The 22,682-nt window shown below is 65.5% G+C and carries 20 protein-coding genes; 12 read left to right on the top strand and 8 right to left on the bottom strand.

Annotated elements, in window-relative coordinates; all coding sequences use genetic code 11:
• Positions 1-7 precede the first annotated feature (7 nt).
• The 4 genes from pstC (at position 8) to C6C15_RS01310 (ending at position 3,430) form a co-directional block, all read left to right on the top strand.
• Positions 8-964, top strand: a complete 957-nt coding sequence (gene pstC, locus C6C15_RS01325) for a phosphate ABC transporter permease subunit PstC (RefSeq protein WP_017201968.1) — start codon at positions 8-10, stop codon at positions 962-964.
• Positions 964-1,878: a phosphate ABC transporter permease PstA gene (gene pstA / locus C6C15_RS01320; RefSeq protein WP_061016800.1), complete on the top strand. Its 915-nt coding sequence runs from the start codon at positions 964-966 to the stop codon at positions 1,876-1,878. The genes pstC and pstA overlap by 1 nt, the downstream gene beginning before the upstream one ends.
• A 92-nt stretch (positions 1,879-1,970) precedes the next feature.
• Entirely contained in the window at positions 1,971-2,744 is a 774-nt protein-coding gene (gene pstB, locus C6C15_RS01315; RefSeq protein WP_082738487.1) for a phosphate ABC transporter ATP-binding protein PstB, read from the top strand.
• Positions 2,741-3,430 carry a winged helix-turn-helix domain-containing protein gene (locus C6C15_RS01310; protein WP_061016798.1) on the top strand — a complete coding sequence of 230 codons (690 nt, stop codon included), beginning with the start codon at positions 2,741-2,743 and terminating at the stop codon, positions 3,428-3,430. The genes pstB and C6C15_RS01310 overlap by 4 nt, the downstream gene beginning before the upstream one ends.
• Here C6C15_RS01310 and C6C15_RS01305 read toward each other — a convergent pair.
• From C6C15_RS01305 to C6C15_RS01295, 3 genes are all read right to left on the bottom strand, one after another.
• The gene (locus C6C15_RS01305; protein ID WP_231728787.1) at positions 3,412-4,371 is read right to left on the bottom strand and encodes an arsenate reductase/protein-tyrosine-phosphatase family protein; all 960 of its coding nucleotides are present in this window, start codon (positions 4,369-4,371) and stop codon (positions 3,412-3,414) included. The genes C6C15_RS01310 and C6C15_RS01305 overlap by 19 nt on opposite strands.
• Positions 4,368-4,685 carry an ArsR/SmtB family transcription factor gene (locus C6C15_RS01300; RefSeq protein ID WP_061016796.1) on the bottom strand — a complete coding sequence of 106 codons (318 nt, stop codon included), beginning with the start codon at positions 4,683-4,685 and terminating at the stop codon, positions 4,368-4,370. Before C6C15_RS01300 ends, C6C15_RS01305 begins: the two co-directional genes overlap by 4 nt.
• 76 nt (positions 4,686-4,761) lie before the next feature.
• Positions 4,762-7,512, bottom strand: coding sequence for an NACHT domain-containing protein (locus C6C15_RS01295; RefSeq protein ID WP_158698501.1), 2,751 nt, complete (start codon positions 7,510-7,512; stop codon positions 4,762-4,764).
• A 264-nt stretch (positions 7,513-7,776) separates the two neighbouring features.
• Here C6C15_RS01295 and C6C15_RS01290 point away from each other — a divergent pair, with 264 nt between their 5' ends.
• Positions 7,777-8,427 (top strand): hypothetical protein, encoded by a 651-nt coding sequence (locus tag C6C15_RS01290; RefSeq protein WP_061016790.1) that lies wholly within the window; start codon positions 7,777-7,779, stop codon positions 8,425-8,427.
• A gap of 46 nt (positions 8,428-8,473) precedes the next feature.
• Here the strand turns inward: C6C15_RS01290 and C6C15_RS01285 are convergent, their stop codons facing one another.
• Entirely contained in the window at positions 8,474-12,175 is a 3,702-nt protein-coding gene (locus C6C15_RS01285; RefSeq protein ID WP_061016788.1) for a hypothetical protein, read from the bottom strand.
• 312 nt (positions 12,176-12,487) lie between these two features.
• Here C6C15_RS01285 and C6C15_RS01280 point away from each other — a divergent pair, with 312 nt between their 5' ends.
• From C6C15_RS01280 to C6C15_RS01265, 4 genes are all read left to right on the top strand, one after another.
• Positions 12,488-13,261 carry a hypothetical protein gene (locus C6C15_RS01280; RefSeq protein WP_061016786.1) on the top strand — a complete coding sequence of 258 codons (774 nt, stop codon included), beginning with the start codon at positions 12,488-12,490 and terminating at the stop codon, positions 13,259-13,261.
• Positions 13,177-13,896 (top strand): RES domain-containing protein, encoded by a 720-nt coding sequence (locus tag C6C15_RS17395; RefSeq protein WP_079112065.1) that lies wholly within the window; start codon positions 13,177-13,179, stop codon positions 13,894-13,896. Before C6C15_RS01280 ends, C6C15_RS17395 begins: the two co-directional genes overlap by 85 nt.
• A gap of 72 nt (positions 13,897-13,968) precedes the next feature.
• Complete coding sequence (locus C6C15_RS01270) at positions 13,969-14,772, top strand: hypothetical protein (RefSeq protein ID WP_061016784.1); 804 nt, start codon at positions 13,969-13,971, stop codon at positions 14,770-14,772.
• Positions 14,773-15,106: 334 nt separating this feature from the next.
• The gene (locus C6C15_RS01265) at positions 15,107-15,859 is read left to right on the top strand and encodes an SDR family NAD(P)-dependent oxidoreductase (RefSeq protein WP_062633228.1); all 753 of its coding nucleotides are present in this window, start codon (positions 15,107-15,109) and stop codon (positions 15,857-15,859) included.
• 167 nt (positions 15,860-16,026) lie between these two features.
• On the opposite strand, the gene C6C15_RS01260 is transcribed toward C6C15_RS01265, so the two are convergent.
• Positions 16,027-16,353, bottom strand: coding sequence for a DUF7882 family protein (locus C6C15_RS01260; protein WP_060921944.1), 327 nt, complete (start codon positions 16,351-16,353; stop codon positions 16,027-16,029).
• Between the two features lie 69 nt (positions 16,354-16,422).
• Positions 16,423-16,869, bottom strand: coding sequence for a MarR family winged helix-turn-helix transcriptional regulator (locus tag C6C15_RS01255; RefSeq protein ID WP_105949093.1), 447 nt, complete (start codon positions 16,867-16,869; stop codon positions 16,423-16,425).
• A gap of 129 nt (positions 16,870-16,998) precedes the next feature.
• On the opposite strand from C6C15_RS01255, the gene C6C15_RS01250 reads away from it, so the two are divergent.
• Entirely contained in the window at positions 16,999-17,235 is a 237-nt protein-coding gene (locus C6C15_RS01250) for a hypothetical protein (protein WP_060921946.1), read from the top strand.
• Positions 17,232-17,777 (top strand): MarR family winged helix-turn-helix transcriptional regulator, encoded by a 546-nt coding sequence (locus C6C15_RS01245; protein ID WP_060921947.1) that lies wholly within the window; start codon positions 17,232-17,234, stop codon positions 17,775-17,777. Before C6C15_RS01250 ends, C6C15_RS01245 begins: the two co-directional genes overlap by 4 nt.
• On the opposite strand, the gene C6C15_RS01240 is transcribed toward C6C15_RS01245, so the two are convergent.
• Positions 17,774-18,997 carry an MFS transporter gene (locus C6C15_RS01240; RefSeq protein ID WP_234024252.1) on the bottom strand — a complete coding sequence of 408 codons (1,224 nt, stop codon included), beginning with the start codon at positions 18,995-18,997 and terminating at the stop codon, positions 17,774-17,776. The genes C6C15_RS01245 and C6C15_RS01240 overlap by 4 nt on opposite strands.
• Before the next feature lie 119 nt (positions 18,998-19,116).
• Here C6C15_RS01240 and C6C15_RS01235 point away from each other — a divergent pair, with 119 nt between their 5' ends.
• The gene (locus C6C15_RS01235) at positions 19,117-20,700 is read left to right on the top strand and encodes an SDR family oxidoreductase (RefSeq protein WP_105949092.1); all 1,584 of its coding nucleotides are present in this window, start codon (positions 19,117-19,119) and stop codon (positions 20,698-20,700) included.
• 18 nt (positions 20,701-20,718) lie between these two features.
• Here C6C15_RS01235 and C6C15_RS01230 read toward each other — a convergent pair whose 3' ends face one another.
• Entirely contained in the window at positions 20,719-22,674 is a 1,956-nt protein-coding gene (locus C6C15_RS01230; protein ID WP_105949091.1) for a BCCT family transporter, read from the bottom strand.
• Between the last annotated feature and the right edge of the window lie 8 nt (positions 22,675-22,682).

Here is a 22,682-nt window from a genome sequence, read left to right as displayed (position 1 = left end):
ACGCTCCATGACCGCCATCATTGAACGGCGTGGGGGTCCGGCTTCTGGCCGGGCCCCTGCCCCCGCCAGCAGTTTCGCCGGCCGCCGCCGCCCCGGCGAGTTCCTCATCAAGCTCGCCCTGCGCCTGGCTGCAGCCGTCACCGTCGTGACGACGGTGGGGATCCTCATCGCGCTGCTTATCCCGTCGCTGAGCTTCTTCGCCGAGGTCCCGGTCCTGGAGTTCCTGTTCGGCACCCGGTGGGCGCCACGCTTCGCGGACGCGTCGTTCGGCGTGCTGCCTCTGGTCACCGCGACCTTGTGGACCACGCTCATCGCGCTGCTCGTGGCGGTGCCGTTCGGGCTCGGGGCTGCAACGCTGCTCGCCGAGTACGCCCGCCCCCGCGTCCGCAAGGTTCTCAAACCGTTGCTCGAGATCCTCGCGGGCATCCCCACGGTCGTGTATGGGTTCTTCGCCCTGCAGTTCGTGCAAGGCACCGTCCTGCGGGACTGGCTTCACCTTCCAACCGGGGCGTTCAGTGTTCTCGCGGCGGGCCTCGTCATGGGTGTGATGATCATCCCGACGATCGCGTCGATCGCAGAAGACGCCATGTCCGCTGTCCCGCAGGCGCTCCGCCAGGGCAGCGCCGCGCTCGGGGCGAACCGGATGCAGACCACCCTCCGCGTCGTGTTCCCCGCCGCCCTGTCCGGGATCGTCGCGGCCGTCGTACTGGGCATCTCCCGAGCGGTCGGCGAAACCATGATCGTCGCCATCGCCGCCGGCAACCAAGCGCAACTCGTCACCAACCCGCTCGATCAGGGGCAGACGATGACGGGATTCATCGCCAACGCCGCGCTCGGCGACTCCCGGGTCGGGAGCCTCGAATACAACACCCTGTTCGCGGTCGGGCTGCTGCTGTTCCTCATCACCTTGCTGATCAACTTCATCAGCATCCGTTTCGTCCGCCGCTTCCGGGAGGCCTACTGATGTCCCCCACCTCGACGACCGCGACGCAGCCGTTGCGCGCTTCGGCCCCCATCGCGACCGGCCGCAACGGTGAGATGCGCCCGAGCGCACTGGCGTTCCTGCTGCTGTTGTGGCTCTCCCTGTTCGTCGCGTTCGCGGTGCTCATCACCCTTCTGATCACGATCTTCCTCACCGGGCAGAACAAGCTCTCCACGGCGCTGCTGTTCAACTTCCCCTCCGCCGACCCCGACGAGGCCGGAGCCCGGCCCGCCATCCTCGGATCCGTGTGGGCGATCGGTGCGACCGCCGTGATGACACTCCCGCTCGGGATCGCCGCCGCCGTGCACCTGGAAGAGTTCGCCGACCGGAAGCGGTGGTTCAACCGGTTCATCGAACTCAACGTGCAGAACCTCGCCGCAGTGCCCTCGATCGTGTACGGGCTCCTCGCGCTCGCGTTCCTCTCGATGCTCGGCGTCACCAACAAGAACATCGTCATCGGCGGGGCGTTCGCCCTGACACTGCTCATCCTGCCGGTGATCATCATCGCGACCAGAGAAGCACTGCGCGCGGTCCCGCGAGAGATTCGCGACGGATCTCTCGCACTCGGCGCCACACAATGGCAGACCACGTGGAGACAAGTGCTCCCCGCATCCGTTCCCGGGATCGCAACCGGCTCCATCCTCGCGCTCTCCCGCGCACTCGGGGAGGCCGCCCCGCTGCTCGTGCTCGGCGCGCTGGTGTACATCACCTTCGACCCGAACGGGCTCCTCAGCGGCTACACCACGCTGCCGATCCAGATCTTCAACTGGACCGGCCGCCCGCAAGAAGGCTTCCACGAACTCGCCGGCGCCACCAGCATCCTGCTGCTCGCCGTCCTCATCCTGATGAACGCGCTCGCGATCTTCATCCGCAACAAGTTCCAGAAACGGTGGTAACCATGAGCACTCCCACAGGCAGCGCCGCGACAGCGACGCACACGAACTTCCATGCCGCCGAAACACGACGGCTCGCCGCCACCCCCAGTGGCCTGATCCGCTGCGAAGACGTCAACGTGTACTACGGCGAGTTCCGGGCCGTGACCGGCGTCAACCTCGAGTTCGGGCGTAACGAGATCACCGCGCTCATCGGCCCCTCCGGATGCGGAAAATCAACGCTGCTGCGCTCCCTGAACCGCATGAACGACCTCGTCGACGGTGCCCGCGTGGAAGGCACCGTCCTCTTCCAAGACGAGGACATCTACGCCAAAGCCGTGGATCCGATCGAGGTCCGTCGGCGGATCGGCATGGTGTTCCAAAAGCCCAACCCGTTCCCGAAATCGATCTACGACAACATCGCCTACGGCCCTAGGGTCACCGGGATGAAAGTCGACAACATGGACGACCTCGTCGAAGAGGCACTGACCCGCTCCGCCCTCTGGGGCGAAGTGAAGGACAAGCTCAAGCAATCCGCGTTCGGCCTCTCCGGCGGTCAACAGCAGCGCCTGTGCATCGCGCGGACGATCGCTGTACAACCCGACGTGATCCTGATGGACGAGCCCTGCTCCGCCCTTGACCCGATCGCCACGTCTCGGATCGAAGACCTCATGCACGAGCTTCGCAAGGACTACACGATCATCATCGTCACCCACAACATGCAGCAGGCAGCGCGCGTGGCCGATCGCACCGCATTCTTCACCGCCCTCGCCGACGAGAGCACCGGTGACCGCACCGGCGTGCTCGTCGAATACGACCTCACCCGCAACATCTTCGAACAGCCACAAGACCAGCGGACCGAGGACTACATCAGCGGACGATTCGGATGACCGACACCGGCAGGGATGGGAACCCGCGGTTCGTGCTCCACGGACGCGGACCCGACGTACTGCGCGGGAGCTTTGCCGAGTTCCGCCATGCGGGAGTCCCCGTTACCGTCCACGCAGAAGTCGTCGAAGCGCTCGCTGACCTCGCGCACGACCATCACGCATCCCTCGTCCTCGGCAGCGGAGAACCATTCGAGAAGCTCGCCGCGATCATCCAGATCGCGGGTCCCGTGTGCGACGGTGCCCTATTCCTGGGTATCTCCGATGCGACGGAAACCGCGACAATCGCAGCGGCGATGAGTGCCGGAGTGCGCGGTACCGTCCGACTCCCCGTCACCCCGGACCGACTGCGCGAAGTGTCACGGCTGCATCCACGATCCGCCCCTCCAGATCGCACACTGCGTATCGGGGAATTGACGCTCGACGTCTCGCACAGAAGCCTGCGCTGGCAAGATCACGCGCTGCTGCTACCCGCACGAGAATTCGAGCTGCTGCATCAGATCATCCGCGCCTACCCAGACAGTGTGAGCATCGACGCTCTAGCACTTTCCTTCGGATCCGACCTCGAAGATCCCCACGCCTCAGTGCGGGTAGCAATGACAAAACTCCGCTCGCGACTGGCCGCCTTCGCACCAGCACAGGCGCTGATCGAAACTGTCCGCGTCGCCGGCTACCGGCTCGCCTCCTGAGCCTCGATGCCCAGTTCCTGAAGAAGGTCAAGAACCCGTGAGCGGACCTCATCACGCACGGCGCGAAGACCGACATCATCGAGCTCGAGCGGATCGGCGAGATCCCATTCCATGTAGCGTCGCCCGGGGAAAATCGGGCACGAGTCGCCGCACCCCATCGTGATGACGTAGTCCGCCGCACGCACGACTTCATCCGTGAGCGGTTTGGGGAACTCGCCCCACAGCTCAACCCCGACTTCGCTCAGCGCCGCAGCCACGCGAGGATGCGCTGTGTCCGATGGAGCAGACCCGGCGGTGCGCACGTGAACACGTCCGCCCGCGAAATGCCGCAAGAACGCCCCCGCCATCTGCGACCTCCCAGCGTTCTGCACGCAGACGAATAGCACCTCCGGGGTGTCCCGTAGTACCAGGCCTTGGGCCGTGGCGAGAGCGTCTAGGCGGTCCGCGGCGTACCGCGCCGTCATCGTCAACAGGTGCTCACGGACCCGCGTCCGTTGGCTCAGCAGCCGATAGCTTTGAGCGACGTATCCTGCGACCGTTTCTCGACTGAACGTAGAACTGAAGCGATACGCGAGGTCTTCAACCACGGTGCCAACCGCACGAGGAAGCGCCATCACGGGATTCTCTGGGGATCCCGCTGTCAGAGAATCGCTGCTGAGCAGACGTCCGAAACGCACCCACGCGTCGATCGTTGGCATCCATGCATCGCTCTTCTCGCGCCGGATGAGACCGGCCATCTGCAATGACCTGAGCGCTTGATCGACACCGGTGGAATCGATACCGAGTTCGCCGGCAAGGTCAGATTCGTGCATACCGGATGCCAAGGCGCTCAGGGTGCGCAGGGTCTCGGGGTTACCGAGTACTGCGACCTGCACCGCGCGATCCCGAGCCGCCTGCTCGTCGAGTGGTCGCCCGACACGGTGCGTGTGCTTCTCGCTCATCGGAGAAAATCTTCGACCGCGGCACGACGCTCGGGATGGACGGAGATCCATCCGAGCTTGCCATCCTGCACCCTCGTGACGAACCCGTCATCAAGGAGTATCCGGACGTGGTGCGTCACCGTTGGTTGCCGCAAACCGAGCATGTCCGCCAGCTGCCCGACAGTCGCACGTTCGTCCGCGGATCCCAGAATGATGCTCAAGATCTGCAGGCGAGTCGGGTCGGCGACAGCTCGCAGCGTGCGGGCAAGTTCCTCGGCCGCACCGCGCTCGAGCGCACCTCCGAGCCGAGGCTTCGGTGCAGGCTGAGCGGTCACGGCATGATTCTAGTTGCCGAACGTTGCGTGCTTCTCAGCTGTGCTTGTGCTTGAGTCGTGCGCGACGGCGGTGTGACTACTTTGCGAACGTGTCGCCTCGAAGCTTCGACGCGGCGTGCAACCGGAGGAGCTCGATACTGAGGGCGGCGCTTGCCGGGCTGCTCTGAGACAAGCTCTTCGCGGCAGCTGCAAGGGCGGGGCGAGCGGCGTCTCTCTCAAGGGCAATCAGCATGTCGACCGAGACTCCGAGCGAACGTCCCCGCCAGACAGCACCAGGCGTCTGCAGTTGCTCGACAAGGAGTAGGACCTCCGCGCCTGGGTTGGATGCCCGGGCGAGAGCACGTGCGAGGATCGCCGCATCAGCGTGGATCGGTCCGGGTTCGGGTCTAATGTACTTCCGACCCTCGGTCAACGTCGTTCGTGCCTGCTTGGCGAGATCTGACATACCGGTGCGATTGTCGCTCAATGCGCGGGTGGCAAGGTTGGACGGGTTCTCGCGGCTGAGCTCGTGCAGGGCATCAAGCACGATGGCGTGCTCTCGCTCGCTTTGTTCCAACGCAGTCGCCAGAAGGTTCGCAACGCCGGCCGGCATGCCATCAGCGAGATCTGCGAACTGGTTCACAGCGGCGCTGAGGAGTTTGCGTCGTGTCGCCGGGAACTCGATCCCGAAGTTGTCTAGGTAGAGGTCGCCAGCGAGGCTCGCGCCGAGGGCTGTGATCGGCGACTCGGCAGATTGAATGTCGTATCGAACGACGATGTCGATGACGTCATCGATGAGGTGCTCTCGACGCTTCAGCAGGCGTCCCGCCGCGAGCAGCCACGTGTTGCGCCAGTGACTCGATGGAACGAGTTCGCGCAGGTTCTGCAAGACGACCTGTTCGTCACCATCGGTGATCGCGCGAGCCGCCATATATTCCTGCAACGATCGCACTTCGAACTCGTACTTCGATGTCTTCGGAGAGACGAGCATGACCAGTCGTTCCGTCGAAAGTTTGAGGAGGGTCGTCGCGATCGACTCCGATTCACTCTCTTCGAATCCGGCCGAGCTGAGCCGGTGGCGAAGAATACGCGAGATCTCGGATTTCGTGAGGACAGCGTCCGAGTTCCCTGGTCGCTCAGTTCGTGCCTGCAACTTGAGCCCGGCCTGCTCGTGAAGATGGTCGATGTGGGGGCGCAGCGACTTCAGTTCCGTGAAGGCTTCGCTTTTCGCCAGTTCACGGTCGTAGACGACGCGATAGTACCGGTCGAACAGCTCGAATCGATCCGTCGGAAGGTCGACTGCCTCTTCAGCGAGAGCCGTCATGATCGTCACCTGCAACGGTGTGGTCATCAGTCGTTGCGTGACTCGTTCGTGGACCGCCGTGATGAGCCTTTGTGCAACCTGCTCAGCGAGGTCTGGATCATTGGCTGCCCGCAACGCGGTGAGAGCTTCCGAGTAGCTGATCGCTTCCGTCTCGGTGAGTTCAGACAGGGTGATCTGCGTGCAGGGAAACGCGTCGTCGAACTCCCGTCGATACCCCTGTGGGCGTGTTGTGGCGACGAAGAGCACGTCCGCCTTCTCCGAGCTCAGCTCGCTCACCAGCGCTGTGACCGCCTCGATGAGCCGGCTGCGGATCTTCGCGTCAGGCACCTCATCAAGGCCGTCGAGCACGAGGCATGACGGCCAGGTGCGCAACCAGTCCAGCAACGCACTCGGGTCCGACTTCTTCCCCCGAATCAGTATGGAATCGGCGATGTAGGTGAGCAACGAAAACGTCGACGGGGAGGATGCGATCACGGCCCCCGCCTTCGCCAGTTCGATCACGAACGGCCATCGACGTTTCTGCGGGTTCGGGATACCCGCCTTCCTGAGCCGTGTGTCGAGGCCATCGAAGGCGCGCTTAGCCCTCTCGCCGTACTCCTTGACGTTCGTGTCAGCGAGGAAGGCGACACGATACGTGTGGGCGATCACTTGGGCGATCGTGCTCTTGCCCTGACCCGGGCCTCCGACGATGACCACCCCATGGGGCCCACGGCCGGCGGTGGTTGACAGGTGGAGGTCGCCGATGCGCACCGTCTCGGCGGCGGTCATCCTCCGCGACTGGCCTTCCGCGTCCGCGGTCACGCCCGCCGTGAAGGGCAGATCGATTGCAATGTCCGCGAGTGTCACTTTCGACGCATCGTTGTACCCCGCATCGCCCGTTCGAACCCATTGCCGGTTGATCAGCTCGGCGACGGCGTGCCCAGCGAGCCGATCCGCCTCGAGAGCCGTCTTCTCGGGGAGCAATTCGGCGACTTGCGCAAGAGAGTCGCCGGTGACGATCTGCTCTAGGTATCGCTGTCGAATAGACGTGTGGGTGTCGAGCATGACGCGAATCTCGTCGTAGTCCCACACGTACCATCCACGCAGCCCCAAGTCTTCTGCGTTGGCGGCAAGAAGCTGGTCGAACTGGTCACGACCGCCAGTGTCTTTCGTCCCGGTCAGCACGACGTTGGTGGAGAAAAGCAGGTACTCCGGCGTCTTCTCGCCGACCCTCTTCTTTACGAGCCAGCCACGCAGCTCGGAGCGGACCTCGTCAAGGAACCACCGCCAGTCAGCCGTCGTTGAGACCGGTTTCTCGTTGTACTTCATTTGAATGACGCCGTAGCCATCCCATTTCGCGCCCGCCCCGACCGGGAAGTCGACGCGGCCGTCGAACGTAGCGTCGCGCTGCGCGTCCCTACCTGAACCAAACGGCCTGACACCATTGCCCAACTCAGCCTTCGCGAGCGCCTGGAGCATGTGCTCGAATTGCTGCCAGCCCATTCGGTTGAGGTTGTAGTGGCCCACGAAGTCCTTCCGGGTCAACGTCGACGCCGAACAGGCGCTCCAGTGACATTCTGCACCAGTGCTGTTCTCCCATCCGGTTGAACCAAGCAAGCAGAGGCGTTCGATAGCGTCGGGGTTCTCTTGGGTAGCGAGCGAACGCGCCCCAACCAGACCCGCAGGCGCGCCCGGGCCCAGCAGACGACGTCTGCGATCTCGCCGACTGTCATCGGCTCTATGGGATGCGCGCCGTCGATTCCCCGGGAGACCTCCCCTTCCAGCGGAGGCTCATCTACGCTGTCGCACATGGATGAAACCAAAGGCCAGCCACGAACCCGCCCTTGGCAGGCACAGCCATCCACCGATGCGATCGCGGCGTTCGTCGACGCCGTCGGCCGGTTGAACGCGGACGGGGACTTCATCGTTCGAGCGCTGACTGACCAGCTCCGCGCAGAGCGACCGATCGCGGATCAGGAAGAGCTGACTCCGCAGGAGGTCAGCTATCTCATCCAGTCCAAGGCGTTCACGCCAGAGTCGCTCGAGGCGACATCGATCGAAGTTGCTCGCGGGGGTCTTCTCGCGAGTGTAGCGAGCACTCTTCTGACGAGCGTGCTCCAGACCGTATCTGCTTCCGCAGCCGCTGGCTTCTTGCATATGGACGAAGAGTCGCTCTTTGCTGCCGCCGACCGCGGCGAGTTGTACATGGTCGATGTTGCACAGTCCCGGCGTTTTCCGTCGTGGCAGTTCAGCCTCTCCTCGCCGGGGAAACTCCTACCGCACCTAACCGAGATCATCGACATCGTAAAAGACAAGGGATGGATGTCGGTATCTGCTCTGATGGCGACGCCGCAGTCGACCATGGTCACCGACGGTCAGCACAGCCCTGTGGAATGGTTCAGGCGTGGCGGCGACGTAGCAGCTCTGGCCCGGATTATCGAAGGTCAGAAGTGGCGATAGAGCTCGTGGCAACGCAACGGCGTAGCGCGCACCGCTCACACGTCGTCTAATGTGTGTGGCCTCGAGCTGCGAGAAACTCCGTCGCCGTCTCAACCTGAAACTGCTCGTCGACGTAGCTTGCCGGAGTGAGGTTTCGGGTTACGAAGAGGGTGCTTAGGTGAAACTCCTCGCCGTCAGGGGGGTCGCCGATCCCGAGACGCGTCGCAATGCTCGCGACGTGGGGCGCTAGTTCGCTCTCCTTGCGGGCGAGCTGAGTTGTGTAGCTGGGCTTGGTCCCGCGGTCTCCTACCTGGTCGCGGAAGAAGGTGCGCAGTTGTCGCGCCGTCTCAGCGAATCCATGCACCGACGCAGGGTCCTTCGCCTCGATCAACCAGATGGTGCTATCGCCAGGGCGTCCGCACACGAGGTCGACCTCGGTGGTGAGAGTCGGCACGCCGAGCCGCGCGTGGTCGTTGGGTTTCACGCGGGCGACCGTGGTGTAGCCGAGTTCCTCTAGCCGGTTCTGAAGGAATCTCTCGAACCGAATATTGCGGCGCGCACGGCGGTCCGCAAGCGCGTTGCTGACAGGCTGAGGAACGTCTCCCGCCCAGGGAAGAACCCCTTGGAGGAGGTGGCGGTAGTAGACCTGAAAGGAGGTCAGCAGGTACTGGGGGCTGACAATGAGTCGTCCATCCGAATCTTGCACCAGCGGTTGCACGAGGAGCCGATGGCGCCGAGTGCGCGTTTGCCAGGGCTTCCACTCCACGGCTTGCATCTGGACGGCCGTGCTCGTGAGCATCTCGATGGCAGCTTCGACACGCGATCTTTGCGACTCATCCGCGCCCGAGCCCAGCGCATCACAGACCCACACTGTGGCCTCGGCCACGGTGACGTGGGCAGTCGTCCTGCCTGGCTCAAACGTCTCCCACTTTGCGAGCGCGGCGAGGGTGGAGAACATGTCCTGCGACGTCGCTCCCCATGCCTGCTGGAACGCATCTTCGACGTGGTCTTCTTCGTTCGCCTGTTGCAGCGAGTCGTCGTCTTGCGTGCCGTGCAGCCGAATGCCCGCAGCTGCACGGGTCAGTTCGTCGTTTCGTAGGCCCCACGCCGATGCGTCGGGATGCGGATCGTCGTCCACGGTCAGCTCGTACATCGGGCTGAGGGTGATGACTGCGGGCGCGACTTGGTGATACATCCGCTCGCTCAATGTGGTCGCGGTGAGGTACGCATCTGCGGCGGCAAGGAGACCGCTCCATGCCTGAGGAGTGATCGGCTTCGTCGCCGCCGGCTTGTCCAGGATGCGCAGGGCGGCTTCCACCACGATCTCGTTACATTGACGAAGCTGAAGTGTCTCCGCCGAGAGTTCGGCCGTGCGGGTGAGCGGATCCCATTCGGTCGAGAGATTCGCTGCGACTCGGGATAGATCGTCTTGCTGATGAATGGCGCTGTCCATCACCCTCGCCAGTTGCTCCATACCCGTCAGCACCACCTCGCTCCCATCGTGGCTCTTGATTCCTTCAGTCAGGGTTTCGAGAGCAAGGGGCGCAAGATGTTCGCGGATAAGTCGATTCGCATCATCCGCTCGGTACTCGCCAGGTTGAACGCCGGCATCGTGGAGTCGTCGCCCCAACGCCGCAACCATACGGCTTTCGTCAGAGGGTCGTAGACGCCACGGATCAGGCAGGTGATTGAGAGTGGTCCGTGCCTGCTTCATCTCCAAGATGAGAAAGGGTTTCGCTGTGCGCCACTGGTCGCGGAGCGCCGCTGCGGTGTCGACATCCATGCCTCCCGCGCGGAGCAGATCGAACACTGCGTCCGCTGTTAGGAGATTCGCCGCCTGCGGATCTCCATTCGCTGAGTCGGCGAAGCCCTCGACATCGATGCGCCACAAAACGTTGACCGGTTCGTCGATGGCACGCACATGCGGGTCGAGATACGGCGTGACCACGCCGGACGATTCACCCGGGACTGCTTCCGATACGTGGAGGTAGAGGACGTATCCGGGCACATCGATCGCCTGGTGCGCGGAACGCCATCGATCACCAAGCGCAGCGAAGCCGTAGATTAGCCCGCCGCATAAGTCGAAGACGAACCGTCGGTGGTCGGTAGATGCTGCCTCTAGAACCCCCCGTGCCACGGCAACGGGGGGTTCGGTGAGAGCGAGCGACCACCCGTCAACACTCGGCGCGGTGTTGACACCTCGGGTGGCGTCATACGTGGGGTCGCCTGCGATTATCGCGACGTTTGCGACGGGCCCCGGGGCGACTTCTGCCGCTCGGAGGTCTCGAATCGGTGGAAGCCCAACCCCGATGAGCGCCACTTCGAGATCCGATAGCTCTACCGCTCGATCCCACTCGGCCTCGCCCGCGTGCGCTTCAAAGTAGACGGCATTGGGTACCACACCACCCTTGAAAAAAGACTTGCCATTAGCTTTCCACGGCTCCCAGTAGTTGATCGCCTCCCACCCGAAGCTCTCAGGGAAATCGGGAGCGCTCAGATCCCGCGCGAATGCGTAAAGATCATCGTCGGACGTGGCAGTTTCCGCAATCCATGTCAGGTCTTCAAGCGCGAGTTTTGCCTCGCCGACCGCCTGCGGCACAGCGATGTGACCGGGCGCCGCGAACACCGTCAACGGGATGACCTCCGCGCCCGACTTGATGGTTCCGCGTCGCCCGCCCGCCATCCGCACCGGCACAGGGCCGGATTGCGCCCTCACCTGTTTCGCCAGCTCCACTGAGCCGATGTATGGCGGCGGCGAGGCCCCCAGGTCGGGGACGTAGATGACCGAGACGGCGATGAAAGTGGACGGATTCACTGGTACCAACCACTGAACGTCAATCCCTCGAAGCGGGATGGCGGCGCCTTCGCTGGAGGGCGGGGGTTCGATCAACTGGTGGGAGAAACGCCACAGGGCTTGACGGATCTGGTTCAGGCAAGAGCTCCGGAGGGCCTTTCGTGCTTGGCTGTCTCGGTCGAGCGCAGACACCAGCTCTCGGGCGGCATGAGCCATGATCTCCGGGATGAAGAGTGGCGGCACCCATCGGTGTCCACCCGCCGTGTCAGCAAAGCGAAGGAACCTTTCGAACGGACTGGAGAGACTCTCCACGTCGAACGCGGCCCTACTTGCGGAGTTCGTCATCCATTCCAACGCCCTTTTGTCAGCCTCACCGAGTTCGATGTGGTCGAGGGGATCCAGGTTGAGGAAGGCCCGCGTCGCTTCATACTCAACGTCCGGCAATGAGACCTCATCGTTGAGCTCCAGGTCCGGGGCTGGTACCCATGCGTCCGCAAGGTGGCGCACGCAGAAATCGCCGTACCTCATCGCCACGTTCACCACGTTCGCGATACCGAATCGAAATCGCCGGTGGAGGCGACCGTCTACCGCTTCCGCCATTCTGAGCGCACGCGTGAGGTCGGCGACCGGCCGTTCGGTGAGGCCAGGCACCGCGCGCAGCGGCTCAGCGCCGACGGCGAGGAAGACAGTTCGGGTGGGGTCGGTGGCGATAAAATCTTCACGCTCCAGTCCGATCCCATAGGTGGTAGCCGCTAGATCGGACAGTGCTTGGATCGACGGCAGCGGTTGGTACTCGTCCGGCGCCGGAGCGGCGGAGGCTCGTAGCGCAGCCGCGAAGCTGCTTCCCAATGTCACCGACCGATGCCTGTTGCCCGGGGACGTGGCGGCGGCGAAAATCAACGTCCAGAGCTCGTCCGGATCGTACGCTGACAAGGCCAGTTCGAGTGCGTCTGGCTCCCGTTGCACGGTGCTCACCGCCGACCGTTGAGATCGAGGCCGCTTGTTTCTACGAGTGTTTTTGCTCTTCCCCACGCAAGCATTCAAGCGTAGGCCAACGACATCCTCGTTGATTGCTACGCGTTGAAAGCGTTGCGCCGGGCAGGAAGGTGGCAAGAGTTGGGGAGCCGCCTTGAAGGCGCACGACATGCCCCCTACAACGCCGCTGCTCCCGGTCCAGGAGCGCTTGACCGCTCTCACCTTCGGCACCACACGGGGATGCATACACGCAAAAGCGCGCGTAAGATAATGCGTGTACGCACTAACTAGATGCCGCCACGAGGAGGCAAGATGGCTGTGAAGAAGAGTCGCACCCGTGCCTCCTCAGCTCGCGTCGCCGCCCGCGAGACGACTGTGAACCGCGGCACCGCGACAGGTCGATTCCTCGACGGGAAACCGAAGCTCGTCGTGGCGACCAAGGCCCCAGAAAAGACCGACGTACAAGCCGGTGTTGAGCGCCTTGCACAGGTGGCGAAGACGTCAAACGTCGACGTATCCGTGTTCAACGCACTCATCGACGAGCTCGCCGATGCCATGACCGACCGTCAATCGACCGAGCTGGGCCTCACAGAGCAGCAAGCCGACTTCCTGATCGAGTCCGGCGATTTCACTCCGGAGGAGTTCGCCGAGGCAGCCGCATTCGTCACCAGCGGTGGGCTCGCCAAACTCGAACGCGAGACTCACGTGCGCGCCCTAACCAACACCTACACCGCATCCGAAGTCGCAGCGCTCCTCGGCATCGATGCCTCCAGTGTGCGTCACCGCCAGAGCAAGAACACCCTGTACGGCTTCCGGGCGGGAAGGATCCGCCTCTACCCTCGATGGCAGTTCATTCCCGGCGAAAAGGTCTCGACGATCCCCCACCTTCCCCTGCTCGTCCGAGCGATCCCGTCCGACTGGGATCCGGCCGACGTCGAAGGCTTCATGACTACACCTCAAGACGACTTGCGGTCGAGCGATGAGTCTGTCGACCCCCAGGAATGGATGACGCCGATCGAGTGGCTGGCTGCCGCGAAGGATCCTGCACCCGTAGTGGACATCCTCGAAGACGCCGACATCACGTGAGCCCGTCGAACGCGAAAGTCCCCGCAACACCCCCGGCGCCGCTCACACTCGACGCTCGTGAGCACCTGAGATCATTCGATGGGATCCTCTGGCGGGTCTTCGCTACAAGAGGTCCTCACCCGCAGGCGTGGGATGAGCTGCGGCACTTCGGGCCGATCAGAACCATGCGCTTTGACCCGCATCCCGAGCCACAGCAGCATCATGCTGATTATGGCGTGATGTACGCAGCTGCTGGATCTACGACAGCTCTCGGCGAGGTTTTTCAGAAGGGCCGACTAATCAATCGGCGCGTTCGTGGAAACACCCTCGCGGCTTGGCGTCCGACGCGTGAGCTTCGGTTACTGGATCTCACCAGCAACTGGCCTGTAATCAACGGGACGACCTCTTCGATCCAGATGGGGCCTAAGCGATACACACGGAACTGGGCGAATGCGATCCATGACCAACTTGGGTCGAGCATCGACGGGCTCTACCACGTGTCATCGATCGACTTCGGCCCGATGGTGACGCTGTTCTCGCCTGCCGAGGACTCGTTCCCGCAGTTGCCGTTGGTGCACACCCGACTGGACTCCTCCAGTGCGAACGTGTACCTCGCGAAAGCCGTGAAGAGACTCGGCTACCGCGTCAAGAAGTAGAACCACCCCAGGACGGCAATCTGCGATCTCGGATTATCAGATGACGCTCGATCCCCCCGTACGCTCAGTGCTATGACACAGCGTTCCACCTTGCAGACTCTCAGCGGTGCTGTCGAAGGATTCCGGGACTTCGCGGCGGCGATCAAGAGTGGAGTGCCCACGGTTCGAAAGGGGTCGATGGCGGAGGAAGATCAAGCCCTCGCAGGAAACATCGTCATCCCTCATGCCATAGTCTCCGGGCTCGTCCTCACCGTTGCAGACCACGTATCCGCCTGGGCGGAGCTTGCCGCCAGCCCCGAAGAGGACGTGTTGCTCCTTCATATGCAGGCTGACTACACCTTGTTCCGTCCTGTGTTGGAGGGGCTCGTGGAGGTGATCTGGATTCTGGATGGTACCGATTCCCCTTCTAGAGTCCGCAGGGCACTTGAGATTGCTCGTATCGAGCACAGGCACGGGCTGAAGCTGACCAACGCTCTGCGCAAAGCGCGAACGCCGGATGACAAGACCGAACAGGGAATAGCAGCACTCGGACGTTTTCTCAGGACCACGGCGAGCAACCTCGGATCCGATCCGGAAGACGTTCTCAGCGCACCATTGATCGATCCCTCCTCGATCACAAGGAAGATAGCGAGTCGCGTTCCGGGCCCCACATTGCAGACCTTCAACTATTGGGCGATAACCTCGGCCCACGCGCACGGGCAGTTCATCACCACTCTGCGCCACGCGATCGAGACGCCCCCATCTACGCCTCAGATGGGCGGGGCTCTGTACGAACCAGACGAGGAGCTGATTGCAGACCTCATCGAGTTCATTGGGACGCTGCTCGAGATCGCAATCAACCTACTAAACGAACAGGGTTACGAGCTTCGACGCTAGAGCTGTCCTGCTTGGCCGACGGGGAACGCTGGGTCGCCGAGATGCGCGCCATGGGGATTCAGAACTCCGTGAGGCGAGATGTCCGACCCGATCCGTATGATCGGATCAGCCCCTTCGTGAGGCAGTGAACTTAGCGCTTTACATCGGACTTAGTCCGATTTCATCGCGATTCTGACATTTTCCCCGGGACAGACGGTTCCCACAGCGTAGCCAGGCGGCCGAGCATTTCCATTCACATGAATCCACACCGGTATTACGGGCGTAGGCTGGAGGGAAGGACGGACCGTCCGAGAAGATCTCCCGGCACCGCGCCCGCCCGGGAAGGAGCCCGAAAGTGGCTCAGTACGACGTCTCGAACCGCTCGGCGATCGTGACAGGAGCGGGCAGCGGCATCGGCCGCGCGGTCGCCCTGCTGCTGGCGCAGAACGGCGCGGCGGTGGTGGTCAACGACCTGAACGCGGAGCACGCGAACGCGGTCGTCGAGGAGATCCGCGCCGCCGGCGGCACCGCGGAGGCGTCGGTCGGCGACGCGACCGACCCGGCCTGGATCGCCTCGTCGGTCGAGCTCGCCAACTCGCTCGCCCCGCTCCGCATCGGCGTCAACAACGCCGGCATCGGCGGCGCGACGGCGCCCACCGCGGACTACGAGGAAGACGCGTGGGACAAGGTGATCGCCATCAACCTCAACGCCGTATTCCGCAACATGAAGGCGCAGATCCCGTCGATCCTCGCCAACGGCGGCGGCTCGGTCGTGAACATCGCCTCGATCCTCGGCAGCGTCGGCTTCGCGGGCTCCCCCGCCTACGTCACCGCCAAGCACGGCGTCGTCGGCATGACGAAGACCGCCGCTCTCGAGTACTCGGCGCAGGGCGTCCGCGTGAACTCGGTCGGCCCCGGGTTCATCGACACCCCGCTCCTGGCGAACATGGGCGACGAGGCGAAGGACTTCCTCGTGTCCAAGCACCCGATCGGGCGCCTCGGCCAGGCCGAGGAGGTCGCGAACCTCGTGGTGTTCCTCGCGAGCGACGCCGCGAGCTTCATCACCGGCAGCTACCACCTCGTCGACGGCGGCTACACCGCCCTCTGACGAAGAAACGGCATCCGGCTGCCGGGAACCCGAATCCCGGCGGCCGGATGCCGCGGTCGGCGATCGAGAGCCCCCGCTCCGTTCTCGCCGTAGCCATCACCGCCCGGGATCCGAGAGCCCTTGAAGAGGATCCCGAGGCGGTGAGGCAGGTCTGCACCCCTCCGTTATCAGGCGGACATCGCGTGCAGTTCGCGCGATACCGCATCGAGCGCGAGCTCGGGGTCTGTGAGGTCGAGTCCGCCGGTCGAGCCCGCGGCCTGCATGAGACGGGCCAGCAACGGTCGCTGCAGGGTGACCGACGTCTCGACGACGAAGCGGATCGGGATGGACGCGTGGATCCACAGCGTCTCGGTGCGGTCGGCGCCGGTCTGCACCGTGAGCGCGAACGGCTCGTTGCGCCGCAGCTTGGTGACGGTGGCGGCGCGAAGGTGGGCGAGCAGCTCGTCGTCGATCTCGATCGGCTCGGCGAGGTTCGCGTAGGTGAGGGTTCCCATGTTCTTCTCCTCGTGGCAGAAAACCTGGACGAGGATAGTTTACTAGTTTAACTAGTTAAATCAAATCGATCAGGGAAGATCGCCGAGCTCATCGGTCAGGCGGCGCAGGAAGCGGGAGATCACAGCCGCCTCCTCCGCCGTGAACTCGCCCTCGACGGCGGCCACGCGCTGCGCCAGCTCGTCACCCTGGCCGTGCAGATCTCGCAGGGACGGGCGGAGGACTTTGGACCGGGCATCCAGGGGGTGCGGGGCGACGACGATCTGTCCCCGCTCCGACATCCGCCGGACGACGCTCGTGACGGCGGCCGTGCTGATACCGAGGTAGGTGGCCAGGTCGCGGGGAGTGACGGGCTTCTCGACGGGCGCGGTGCTGATGAAGTGCATCGCGGCGCGGTCGGTATCGTTGGGTTCGCGCCGAGCCGCGAGACGGCGGTTCAACTGCGCGTCGGCGCGACGGAAGTCGTCGACATCGCGCGCGAGCGCTGAGGTCGAGACGTCGGTGCTCACGTTTCCCATGCAGAGATCCTCCTTCCCCGCTCTCCATGGTACCTCGACAGTCTGAAAGTAAGGCTGACTAGCGATATTCGCGGGAGACCAGGGACTTCCGGAGGTGCGATGATGGAACCCTGCCCCCGAAAGGATGCCATGCCCGAGCCACTGAGCCTCGAGGAGGCGTCGTACATCCGCTACGCCGATCTGCTCGCACGCCTGGAGGAACTCTTCCCCTCCGTCTCGCGACGCCGGATCGAGCAGATCATCGGCGCCGAGACCGACGCGATCACCGGCGGGCTCCTGCGCATCGTCCCGGCCGAGGTCGAGACCGGCGCGATGGAGATGCTCGAGCGGGAGGCCGGTTCCAGCGACGAAGGAGAGGTCGCGTGACCGACAGCACCGGCGAGTTCCACGCCTCCGGGTACTGGTACCCCGACAGCGAGCGCGCCACCACGGTCGACGTGCTCAACATGCTGCGGCGGTACCGCAGCGCCGAGACGGCGATGCGCGCCCGCACGCGCGCGTCCATGGGGATGAACGAGACAGACCTCGTCGCCCTCCGGTTCCTGCTGCGCGAGCAGAAGGCCGGGCGCATCGTGCGGCCCATCGATCTGGCGCGCATGCTCGACATCTCCACCGCGTCGACGACGACGCTCATCGACCGGCTGGAGAAGGGCGGGCACGCCCGCCGCGAACCGCACCCGACCGACCGCCGCGCCGGCATCGTCGTGCCCACCGTGAGCAGCGACGACGAGGTGCGCGCGACGCTGGGTGCGATGCACCGGCGCATGCTGTCCCTCGTGGACGACCTCTCCGACGAGGAGCGCGTCGTCGTCATGCGGTTCCTCGTGGGGATGACCGCCGCGATCCAGGAGGCCGCGGACGCCGACGCCGCGCACGGCGGCGCCGATCTCGTGGAGGAGCCGGCCTAGTCCGACCCGTTCCGCGGGCGCCGGGCGTCCAGGAAGCCCGCGAGCAGCACCGCCACGAGCGCCGCGACAGGCGCGACCACGAGCCCCGCGCGGAGACTCTGCGTCTCCGCCAGCCACCCGACGAACGGCGGCGACAGCAGGAAGCCGAGCCGCAGCAGCCAGGACACCACGGTGAGCCCGACCCCGGGCCGCAGCCCCGGGAGCTCGTCGGCGGCGTGCATCGCGGCGGGGATGAGGGTGGCGATCCCGAAGCCGACGGCCGCGAACCCGAGAATCGTGCCGGGCACGGTCGGGAAGAGCAGCGCGAGCGTCATCCCGACGGCGGCGATGAGGCCGCCGACCCGCGCCACCCAGCGCTGCCCGAAGCGATCGGTCATCGGATCGCCGAGCAGACGCCCGACGAACTGCGCGCCGACGAGGGCGATGAACCCGAGCGGTGCGACCGCGGCCGCCGCTCCCAGGGAGTCACCGAGGTAGAGGGTGGCCCACGAGTTGCCCGCGTCTTCGGCGATGGCTCCGGCCATCGCGATGAGGGTCAGGGCGATCACGGCCAGCACCGTCCGCGCCGGAACGCCGCGACGGACCGCGGAGGCGATCTCCTCGGGTTCCGCCACCGCCTCCTCGTCGGCCTCGTCGTCGCGGCCGGGCAGGCAGAAGCGGAGGGCGACGAGGGCGACCGTCGCGAACACCGCGGTCGAGATCCCCAGGTGGACGGCGAGCGGGAGCTGCAGGGCGATCGCGCCCGCGGCCATCACTCCGCCGAGCACCGCGCCGATGGACCAGATGGCGTGGAAGGAGTTGATGATCGAGCGCCCGTACCGCCGCTGCACGCGCAGGCCGTGGGCGTTCTGCGCGACATCGGTGATGGCATCGGAGGCGCCGCCGACGAAGAGGGCGATCGCGAAGAGGACGCCGGTCGGGGAGAGCGCCGCCGACAGCAGGCCGAGGCTCGTGAGGACGGTGCCGATGACGGCGACGCGCGCCGACCCGAAGCGACGGATCAGCGTGGCTGCCAGGAGTCCGGCCGCGATCGCCCCGGCAGGGAAGGCGGCGAGCGCGAGACCGTAGCCGAGGTTGTCGAGGCCGAGGGCGGCTTTGATCTCCGGGTACCGCGGGAGGATGTTCGCGAACAGGGCGCCGTTCGTGAGGAACAGCGCCGAGACGGCGAGACGCGCACGACGGGTGGCGCGGTCCGCGGGCGCTCGTCGAATCGATTCGATTGAGGTCACGGATACGACCGTACCCTGTCGCCGGGGGTGCTCGCGACGTCACCCGGAGGCGCCGATGCTGCGGGCGCAAGCCCGTACCGCATGTCGGCCCCGGGATCTACCCTCGGAGCATGAGCGAGCTCACCCAGCCCACCGGTCGCGAGGACGCCCTGCGGGCGGTCCCCCGCGACGACGGCTCCGCACCCCGCGCCCTCGTGCTCGGTGCCACCGGCTACATCGGCGGCCGCCTGACCCCGCGCCTGCTGAACGCCGGCTACCGGGTCCGGGTCCTCGCGCGGGACGCCGCCCGCGCCGCCTCCTTCGGCTGGGGCGAGGAGTGCGAGATCTTCGAGGGGTCCGCCGACGACGAGCACGCCGTCGCCTCCGCGATGGACGACGTCGACGTCGTGTACTACCTCATCCACTCCATGTCGGCCGGGAAGGGCTTCGAGGAGAGCGACGAGCGCGCCGCGACCACCGTCGCCACGGCCGCCGCCCGGGCCGGGGTGCGGCGGATCGTCTACCTCGGCGGCCTGCACCCGGACGACGTGAAGCTCTCCCCGCACCTCCGCTCCCGGGTCCACGTCGGCGAGATCTTCCTGGAGTCCGGGGTGCCCACGCTCGTCCTGCAGGCGGGCGTGGTGATCGGCTCCGGTTCGGCGTCCTTCGAGATGATCCGGCACCTCACCGACGTGCTGCCGTACATGCCGGCGCCGAAGTGGGTGCGCTACCGCATCCAGCCCATCGCCGTCCGCGACGTGCTGCACTACCTGCTCGGGGCGGCACGGGTCGACGATCAGGTGAACCGCGCGGTCGACATCGGCGGACCGGATGTGCTGCGCTACGGCCAGATGATGAACGGGTACGCGGTGGAGGCCGGGCTGCGGCAGCGCGCCATCGCGGCCCTTCCGGTGCTGACCCCGGAACTCGCCTCGCACTGGGTGAACCTCGTCACGCCGGTGCCGCGCTCCATCGCCCGGCCGCTCGTCGCGTCGCTGCAGAACGAGTGCATCATGAAGGACCACGCCGTCGACGCACTCATCCCGCGCCCCGAGGGCGGGCTCACGCCGTATCGCCGGTCCGTGGCGCTGGCCCTCGGCCGGGTGGACGCGGACGCCGTGGAGACGAGCTGGCAGGACGCCGAGGTGACCGGAGCCCCGAGCGACCCGCTGCCGAGCGACCCGGACTGGGCCGGACGCACCGTCTTCACGGACAAGCGCTCCGTCGCGACCCGCGCGTCCGTCGCGGAGCTGTGGCGCGTCATCCTCGGGATCGGCGGAGAGAACGGGTGGTACTCGTCGCCGCTGCTCTGGGCGGTCCGGGGACTCATGGACCGCGTGGTGGGCGGTGTGGGGCTCCGCCGCGGACGCCGCAGCCGCACCGCCGCCCGAGTCGGGGATGCGATCGACTTCTGGCGCGTCGAGGCGGTCGAGCAGACCGAGGAGGGGCATCTGCTGCGCCTCCGCGCCGAGATGAAGGTGCCGGGCGAGGCGTGGCTCGAACTGCGCGCGGTGCCCGACGGCGACGGCGCCCGCTACGAGCAGCGCGCCGTGTTCTTCCCCCGCGGGCTCCTCGGCCGGCTGTACTGGCTCGCGGTGCTGCCCTTCCACGGGCTCATCTTCTCCGGCATGGCCGCGCGGATCACCGCGGCTGCCGAGACAGGCGACCACGCCGGTTCAGGCGTCCTGCGTGAGGACGTGCCTGACCCGGCGTGAGCGCCTGAGCTCCCGCGTTCAGTCCTTGTCGGCAGGGGCGTCCATCGCCGCATCGACGGCGGCGTCCACCTCGGCCGGCGGGATGATGTCGATCGCCTCGGTCGCGGCCTCGTACACCTCGGCGAGGGTGTCGTCGACGGTGTCCTCATCGATCCAGGCGAGGTCGTCCTCGGAGTGGTCGTACTCGACGGGCACGAGCGCGAAGTCGTCGCCGTACTCCTCGAGCCCGGCCATGACGCTGTGGCGGACGGCGGCGCGGGCATACCGGTCGCGGAGGATCAGGGGATCCCGCCGCAGATCCTTCATGAACGCGATCATCATGAACGTCATGATGATCGCGAACGGCAGCGCCGCGATGATCGTCGCGTTCTGCAGCGACTGCAGGCCGCTCCCCTCGGCGCCGCTGACGAGCAGCACCGCCGCGATCACCCCGACGAGCACACCCCAGACGACGGCGACCCAGCGCGATGGCTCCGGGCGGCCCTGCTGGGACAGCGTGCCCATGACGAGCGAGGCGGAGTCGGCGCCCGTGATGAAGAAGATCGCGATGAGGATGATCAGGATGATGCTGGTGACGAGCGGGAACGGCAGGTTCTCCAGCACCCCGAACAGCACCTCCTCCGGCGGGTCGACGACGAGACCCGCGCCGTCCATCTGCTGCTGGATGGCCGTGGTGCCGAAGATCGCGAACCACACGAGCGAGATCGCGGACGGCACCACGATGACGACCGACACGAACTGACGGAGCGTGCGGCCGCGAGAGATCTTCGCGATGAACATCCCGACGAAGGGCGACCACGAGATCCACCACGCCCAGTAGAAGATCGTCCAGCTCGACAGGAAGGCCTGCGCGGCTTCACCCTGCGAGGCGGAGCGGCCGATCATGGTGGGCAGGTCGCCGAGGAACTGGACCGCGACCGACGGGATGACGTTGAGGATCAGCAGCGTCGGGCCGACGAAGAACACGAAGAACGCCAGCAGGATGGCGACCACGGCGTTGATGTTCGACAGCGCGCGGATGCCCTTGGAGACACCGGAGACGGCGGACGCGATGAAGCAGGCCGTGAGCACCGCGATGACCGCGATGAGGATGCCGTTGCCGAGGGGTCCGGCTCCGCTCACGATCTCGACGCCGTGCCCGATCTGCAGCGCCCCGAGACCGAGGGAGGCGGCCGTGCCGAACAGCGTCACGATGATGGAGAAGATGTCGATCGTGCGGCCGACCGGGCCCGTGGTGCGGTTCTCGCCCAGCAGTGGGGCGAAGATCGAGGAGATCAGCGGCGTGCGGCCGCGGCGGTAGGCGCCGTACGCGATGGCTCCGCCGACGAGCGCGTAGAACGCCCAGGCCTGCGGACCCCAGTGGTACAGCACCTGGGTCTGCGCGGTGTGCATGGCCTCGAGGGTGTTCGCCTCGACGGTGCCTGGCGGCGGGTTCTCGAAGAACGTCAGCGGCTCGGCGGCGCCCCAGAACACCAGGCCGATGCCCATGCCCGCCGCGAAGAGCATGGAGATCCACGAGAACATCGAGAACTCGGGCTCCTCGTCGTCGCGGCCGAGCGGGATGCGCCCGTACTTGCTGAAGCCGACGAACAGCATGAACACGAGGATGATCGTGGCGATGGTCGTGAAGAAGAAGCCGAAGTACTCCACGACCCAGGCGAGGACCGTGCTCGTGGTGCCGGCGAGGTTGTCCCCCGCGAACACGCCCCACGCGATGAAGGCGAGGGCGAACGCGGCGGCGACGCCGAAGACGAGCGGGTCGGTGCGGTAGGTGCGCCCCGTCTCCTCGACCGAGACACCGGGCACGAGCGCCGGGTGCACGCTGCGCGGCGGGACCGTCGTGATGTCGCGGACGATCTTGCGCGCGGTCTCGGAGGCCTTCGCGGCTTGGCGGTGCGTCCCGGTCACGACGGCGTCAGTGCGCGGACGGGTCGATCCTGCGGAGCGTTCGGTGGGCTTCTCAGGCGTGTCCATGAGAGACC

Origin of the sequence: Microbacterium sp. str. 'China', from assembly GCF_002993305.1 — a bacterium.
GTDB classification, from domain to species: domain Bacteria; phylum Actinomycetota; class Actinomycetes; order Actinomycetales; family Microbacteriaceae; genus Microbacterium; species Microbacterium paraoxydans.
The sequence above is the reverse complement of the archived record's forward strand: the minus strand, read 5'-3'. Positions and strand labels throughout refer to the sequence as shown.